This is a genomic window from Thioalkalivibrio sp. XN8 (assembly GCF_011058255.1).
Classification (GTDB): Bacteria; Pseudomonadota; Gammaproteobacteria; order Steroidobacterales; family XN24; genus XN24.
This window is the reverse complement of sequence record NZ_JAALFH010000039.1, coordinates 1-3,711: the sequence shown is the minus strand read 5'-3', so window position 1 is coordinate 3,711 and position 3,711 is coordinate 1. Positions and strand designations below refer to the sequence as shown.

Genomic DNA, 3,711 nt, shown 5'->3' with positions numbered 1-3,711 from the left:
CTGGCGATGGAGCGGGCGGCGCGGCTCCTGCCGCTGCCGCGGGGGGTCACCATGCACGCGGCGGGCGCGGAGTATCCCGGCAGCGCCTGGCTGCTGCCGCCCGGGGCCGGCCCGGAGGCCATGGCGGCGGGCCCGGCGCTCCTGTACCTGCACGGCGGCGGCTTCGTTCTGGGCTCGCCCCGCAGCCACCGCGCGGTGGCCGCGACCCTGGCGCGCGAATGCGACCGGCCGGTGCTGCTGCTGGACTACCCGCTGGCGCCCGAACACCCCTTCCCGGCGGCCCCGGACCAGGTGCTCGGCGCCTGGGAGCGCCTGACCGCGGGCGGGATGCGGCCGGCGGCGGTGGCCGGCGATTCGGCGGGCGGCTGGCTGGCCCTGTGGCTCGCGCGGGAAGTCATCGCCACCGGCCTGCCGCGGGCGGGCGCCCTGGCGCTGTTCTCCCCGCTGCTCGATCTCGGCCGCGCCGCACGGGCCGGGCAGGGCGACCTGATGCTGCCCCCGGGCTTCGTGCCCGAGGGCATTGCGGCCTTCTGCGGCCGGCTGCCGGCGGGCGATCCGCGCTTCAACCTGCTGGCCCATTCCATGGGCGGCCTGCCGCCGTGCTTTCTCGCCTGTGATGCCGACGAAATGCTCGCGGACGACACCCGCCGCCTCGCCGCGGCGCTGGGCGCCGCCGGCGTCCGGCACCGGGTGGAGACTGCACGGGGCCTGTGGCACGCCTGGCCCCTGCTGGCCGGCTGGCTGCCGGAGGCGACGGCGACGCTGCGCCGCGCCGCGGCCCTGCTGGCGCCGCGCCACGGAGCGGGTGGATGAGGCTGCTGGCCAAGCCGACCATCCGGCTGCTCTGCGGCGCGGCGATGATCAGCTTCGCCCCGGTGTTCGTGCGCCTGACCCCCGTCAGCCCGACCGAGAGCGCGTTCTACCGGACCCTGTTCGGCGGCCTGATGCTGGCGGCCTGGGTATTCGCCCGGCGCGCCCCGGTGGAGCGGCGCTCCGGCGTGGCGCTGGCGGCGCTGCTGGCGGCCGGCCTGCTGTTCGCCGCCGACCTCGCCGTCTGGCACCGCAGTATCTGGTATGTCGGCCCCGGCCTGGCCACGCTGCTCGGCAACTTCCAGGTCTTCGTGCTGGCCCTCGTGGGCATCCTGTTCTTCCGCGAGCAGGCGCGCTGGGAGCTGCTGCTGGCGATCCCCATGGCCTTCCTCGGCCTGGGCCTCATCGTGGGCTTCGAATGGAGCTCGCTGGATGCGGACTACCGCTGGGGCATTTTCTTCGGGCTGTCCACCGCGCTGTTCTACTCCGCTTATATCCTGGCCCTGCGCCGGGCCCGGGCGGCCAGCCCGGCGGGCTCGATCGCCTCGGACCTGATGATCGTCTCACTGGTTTCGGCCGCCTGCCTCTACGTCGGGTCCGCCGCGGCCGGCCCCGGCATTGCGCTGCCTGCTCCGGGGGCGGCCTGGATGCTCGCCGCCTACGCCCTGGTGGCCCAGGTGGTGGGCTGGCTGCTGATCTCCGGCAGCCTGCCGCACGTGCCGGCCTCGCGGGTCGGCCTGATCCTGCTGCTGCAGCCGACGCTGGCCTTCATCTGGGACATCCTGATCTTCTCGCGCGCCTTCGGGCCGCGCGAACTGGCCGGCGCGGCGCTGGCCATTGCGGCCATCGGCCTGGGCTCCCTGCCGCGGCGGCGCGGGGCGGGTTGACCCGCAGGACTCAGGTCCAGAGCCCGAGCACGCCCGGCGCGATCTCGATCTCCAGCCGCGTCAGTTCCAGCCCGAGCAGTTCCCCGTCGGCCTGCGCCGGCAACGGGGCCGCGCTGGTGATTTCCAGCCGGCACGCGCGGGCCGAGTGGGCGACGGGCAGCCGCGGGTGCGTGCCCCGCATCACGCTGGGCGCGTGGCGCAGCACGCCGAGGCGACCCAGGCCGTCGGCCCAGACGAGGTCGAGCCGGCCGTCGTCCAGCCGGGCCTCCGGCGCCAGGTGGAACAGCCCGCCCGCATACTGGCCGTTGCAGGCGGCCACCAGCGTAACCGGCCGGCGGTCTTCGCCCCCGTCCCAGCGCAGGGTGCAGACCGGCGTGTCGATGCCGGCCCGCAGGGCGTCGAGCAGGCCGGCAGCGTAGCCCAGCGCGCCCGGCAGCCACTTGTAGCGGGCCGTGGCCGCGGCGATCGCGGCATCGAAGCCGAGGCCGACGGCATTCACGAACCACCGCCCGTTGACCGTCGCCGCGTCCAGCCGGCGGGGCGTGCAGCCGCCGGCCAGCGCCGCGCAGGCCCGGCGCCAGTCGCGGGGCCAGCCGAGCGACTTGATGAAGTCGTTGCCGGTCCCCAGCGGCACGATGCCGAGCAGCGTCGGCGTCGCCGGCACCGACAGCAGGCCGCGGGCGACCTCCGACAGGGTGCCGTCGCCGCCGAGGGCGACGACGCGGGCCCGCCCGCCGGCCGCGGCCGCCGCGGCGACTTCCGCCAGGTGGCCCGGCCCCCGGCTGACGACGGTTTCCACGCGCAGTCCATGCTGCTCCAGCAACCGCGCCGCGCGGCCGCCAACGGTGGCGGCGCGCCCGCTGCCGGCGGCCGGGTTGGCGAGCAGGAGCACGGCTTCGGGCATGGCTTCCTCCGGGGAGACGCCGCGCAGCATAACGCAGGACGCTGCCGGCGGCCCGGTCCCGGCGAGCCCTGATCCGGGATAGAATCGGCGCGAACTCCTCTGCCTCGGCCCCGCGCCCCATGCTCGAGCTCGCCTGCAAGTTCCTGCTCGGTTATCTCGCCGGCTCCATCGTCGGCAGCCTGGTGCTCGGCCGGCTGCGGGGGGTCGACATCCGCCAGCTGGGCAGCGGCAACGCGGGCGGGACCAATGCGCTGCGCACGCAGGGCAAGGGTTTCGCCCTCGGCGTGGTGCTGATCGACGTGCTGAAGGCCGTCCTGCCCATCCTCCTGCTCACCGGCGCGGCCCTGCCCGGGATCGCCGTCGATCCGGCGGTGAGCCGCGAGGCCGTCGCCGTCGCGATCGGCGCGGGCGCGGTGGCCGGCCACGTCTGGCCGGTGTTCTTCGGCTTCCGGGGCGGCAAGGGCATGGCCACGCTGCTGGGCGCGTACGCCGCGATCCAGCTGAGCCTGCTGGCGCCGGTGATGCTCACCTGGGTGCTGGTGGCCGGGATCGGCGGCTACGTCGGGGTCGCCACCATCACGGCCGCCGCCGTGGCGCCGCTGTGGCTGGCGCTGACCGGCGGCGCGGGCAGCCCCCTGTTCTGGTTCGCCCTGGTGATGGCGGGATTCGTGGCCTGGACCCACCGCAGCAACATCGCGCGCATGCGCGCCGGGGTCGAGCACCGCATGTTCCGCGGCCTGGCAGGCCGCCGCCGGTGAGTTACAACGCGGCGCTCCTGGCAGCGCTGGCCGCGGGCGAGCCGGTCTCGGGCGCGGCACTCGGGCGCCGCCTGGGCATCAGCCGGACCGCCGTATGGAAGGGCGTGCAGCGCCTGGGCGAGCTCGGCCTGGAGGTGGCGGCGCAGCCGGGCCGGGGCTACCGGCTGGCGGCGCCCCTGGAGCTGCTCGATGCCGACGCCATCCGCGCCGCCATGCCGGCCGGGGTCGCGGACCGGCTCGGCCTGCTGGAAGTGCTCCCCGTCACTGCTTCCACCAACACCCGGGTGCTGGAGGCCGGCCGGCCGGCCGGCGAGCTGGTCGCGAGCCTGGCCGAGTACCAGACCGCGGGCCG

General features: G+C 75.9%; 5 protein-coding genes. 4 read left to right on the top strand and 1 reads right to left on the bottom strand.

Annotated elements, in window-relative coordinates; translation table 11 throughout:
- Together G6N75_RS04335 and G6N75_RS04330 are read left to right on the top strand one after the other, a co-directional pair.
- Positions 1-813 (top strand): alpha/beta hydrolase fold domain-containing protein (locus G6N75_RS04335; RefSeq protein WP_165346949.1); only part of this gene is annotated, 813 nt, incomplete at its 5' end.
- Complete coding sequence (locus G6N75_RS04330; RefSeq protein ID WP_165346947.1) at positions 810-1,697, top strand: DMT family transporter; 888 nt, start codon at positions 810-812, stop codon at positions 1,695-1,697. The genes G6N75_RS04335 and G6N75_RS04330, both read left to right, overlap by 4 nt.
- 10 nt (positions 1,698-1,707) lie before the next feature.
- On the opposite strand, the gene G6N75_RS04325 is transcribed toward G6N75_RS04330, so the two are convergent.
- Positions 1,708-2,601, bottom strand: a complete 894-nt coding sequence (locus G6N75_RS04325) for a YegS/Rv2252/BmrU family lipid kinase (RefSeq protein ID WP_165346945.1) — start codon at positions 2,599-2,601, stop codon at positions 1,708-1,710.
- 119 nt (positions 2,602-2,720) lie between these two features.
- On the opposite strand from G6N75_RS04325, the gene G6N75_RS04320 reads away from it, so the two are divergent.
- Both G6N75_RS04320 and G6N75_RS04315 read left to right on the top strand, forming a co-directional pair.
- Complete coding sequence (locus G6N75_RS04320) at positions 2,721-3,359, top strand: glycerol-3-phosphate acyltransferase (RefSeq protein WP_165346943.1); 639 nt, start codon at positions 2,721-2,723, stop codon at positions 3,357-3,359.
- Positions 3,356-3,711 (top strand): HTH domain-containing protein (locus G6N75_RS04315; protein ID WP_165346941.1); only part of this gene is annotated, 356 nt, incomplete at its 3' end. The genes G6N75_RS04320 and G6N75_RS04315, both read left to right, overlap by 4 nt.

What these genes read in the sequence shown, in the direction of transcription:
- G6N75_RS04330 (WP_165346947.1), top strand. Translation starts at nt 810, where the DNA reads ATGAGGCTGCTGGCCAAGCCGACCATCCGGCTGCTCTGCGGCGCGGCG.
- G6N75_RS04325 (WP_165346945.1), bottom strand. Translation starts at nt 2,601, where the DNA reads ATGCCCGAAGCCGTGCTCCTGCTCGCCAACCCGGCCGCCGGCAGCGGG.
- G6N75_RS04320 (WP_165346943.1), top strand. Translation starts at nt 2,721, where the DNA reads ATGCTCGAGCTCGCCTGCAAGTTCCTGCTCGGTTATCTCGCCGGCTCC.